Source organism: Vibrio sp. 1F263 (genome assembly GCF_041439035.1).
Taxonomy (GTDB): domain Bacteria; phylum Pseudomonadota; class Gammaproteobacteria; order Enterobacterales; family Vibrionaceae; genus Vibrio; species Vibrio tasmaniensis_A.
The window spans coordinates 1-1,859 of the sequence record NZ_JBGONI010000112.1 but is presented as its reverse complement, the minus strand read 5'-3'; the positions used below and the strand labels follow the sequence as shown (position 1 = coordinate 1,859).

General features: G+C 43.6%; 3 protein-coding genes. All 3 read right to left on the bottom strand.

Annotated elements, in window-relative coordinates; all coding sequences use genetic code 11:
* Nucleotides 1–22: 22 nt before the first annotated feature.
* The gene (locus tag ACED25_RS23310) at nt 23–166 is read right to left on the bottom strand and encodes a hypothetical protein (protein WP_371696252.1); all 144 of its coding nucleotides are present in this window, start codon (nt 164–166) and stop codon (nt 23–25) included.
* Nucleotides 167–244: 78 nt separating this feature from the next.
* Complete coding sequence (locus ACED25_RS23305; RefSeq protein WP_102579847.1) at nt 245–631, bottom strand: hypothetical protein; 387 nt, start codon at nt 629–631, stop codon at nt 245–247.
* A 38-nt stretch (nt 632–669) separates the two neighbouring features.
* A complete protein-coding gene (locus ACED25_RS23300; RefSeq protein WP_102421257.1) occupies nt 670–1,026 on the bottom strand; it encodes a hypothetical protein in 357 nt (118 codons plus the stop codon).
* Between the last annotated feature and the right edge of the window lie 833 nt (nt 1,027–1,859).

Genomic DNA, 1,859 nt, shown 5'->3' with positions numbered 1-1,859 from the left:
GATCAGATCGTAGGTTCTTGATTTAGTTCCATTGAATTACGCAACAAAGCCGTTCAGCAATGCCTTGTGTACAAACGACTTGGCCAAGATCAAACGGCACAACCGTACAAACATAATTTTTTTCTTTTATTTCTTCGTTACCTGATGTAAGATTTTTAATGTTCATTTTATTTACCCCTGTATTTAAATTGAATTTGCCTTGATATTTGATACAGCAAATATCAAGGCGCTTTACTTTTAGCGTTTAAGAAACGTCTTCCGTTTTACGAATGTGATTAAATACCTTATACACTTCATCGTAAGAAATACCATACCCTTCGAGACTTTCGACACAATCACAAATGTCATTGGTATAAAAACACTCGTGATTGAATAGCTCACGGCGAATGATCGCTTTTTTACCATTCTCTTCGATGTCTTCGGCGATCCCTTCTTGAGCAATAGAATCTAAACGGGTCATTAATTGCTTTGCATTATCAACAGGGCAAATTAAACCCATACCTAACGACGCATATTTCACGCCCTCTTTTTTTGCTTCATCGAACTGTTTAGTGGAAAAGGCAAAAAATGCCCCTGCTTCATTAAATGCTAGCGTTTGTTTGTCTTGAACATAGTGGGAGAGATATTTCATGACTTACTCCTGACGTTAATACAAAAATATCCCAGTAATTAAAACGGGCAACGGTGAAACGAAAAGAGGGCTCTCGAAGGGGTTGATACATCCTTCACAATAAAATTGTCAGTTAAGTCCCCTATTTTAAAGTGATGTAAGATACTCTTCTCAACCTCAGCCAGAGTGGATGGGTAGAACTTAGAATCACGCAGAGTAAATCCCGCGATTTTGAGTTCAGCTAAGGTAATATCGCTACACGGCGTAAGAGAAAAGCCGTGCTCTTCTCCCTCTGTACGCTGAGGAATACGCAGTAAAGAGATATCATTTTTTGGTGAGCTTTCGTGCCCAGCGGCGAAACGCTGGTCGCTGAAATTCGATTTAGAGAGAGTTGGGGTTGTATGTTGTTGTGCCATGAGGAGTTTCCTTTCTGTTTGAGGATCACTTTTATGGAGCCGCTTGGCTGTCCACACCTCAAACATGGTTCTTCTCTGCAGGGGCGCGAAGCGTTCATTTACCCTTGCAGAGAAGGTTCTGATTGAGGATGGTTAACAGCCTGCGAGCACCATCAAATGATGCGAGTCGAAAGGGAAATCGGCACATAAGACAGCAAGCCTTTACTCGAACTTAATTGAAATCAGTGAAAGGTAACGAGGAGGCACGACGAGGCGCAGCTACGCAGTAGCGCAGGCGTTCAGGATTGCAGCGATATCCGTTTAGATAGGGGCTGTAGAGAGGCACATTCTGGGGCGGCACGCAGTGACTCACCCGGGTGATGCCACGTTTAGGCCATAGATGAAAGATACAAGCGGAGAGCCTTGCCCGAAGGGTAACGCACAACTCAAGCCTTTATCATGACGCTACGCTTCAAATCAGCCTTAAACCGTTATAATAAAAAAGGCGCCTATCAGCCACAAACCCACAAAGTGACACCATGACAAAGCAATATAATCAAACATCGAGTAAATGGGCGCACTGTGGTACTGAGAGCCGGTTTGACGACCGCTTGCGGTCGAGCCTTTGGCTTAAATTCTTTTAGCGCGAGCGTTGAAGCGATCGAGGACATAACGAGAACAAAAAAATGCCTCTAGGATAAGAGGCATTTCAGAAAACATATTTGAACATTAAACGTTGATATGACTACCCACCCAAAACGCGGCACCGGCTACCGTCGCAATCATCGCGAAGGCTGTTGCAATAATGAGGTTTTTAAGGGAACTCACTTCATTACGAACCCCCAGGACCTCAT

Coding starts and splice junctions, on each gene's coding strand:
- ACED25_RS23310 (WP_371696252.1), bottom strand. CDS start 166: ATGAACATTAAAAATCTTACATCAGGTAACGAAGAAATAAAAGAAAAA.
- ACED25_RS23305 (WP_102579847.1), bottom strand. CDS start 631: ATGAAATATCTCTCCCACTATGTTCAAGACAAACAAACGCTAGCATTT.
- ACED25_RS23300 (WP_102421257.1), bottom strand. CDS start 1,026: ATGGCACAACAACATACAACCCCAACTCTCTCTAAATCGAATTTCAGC.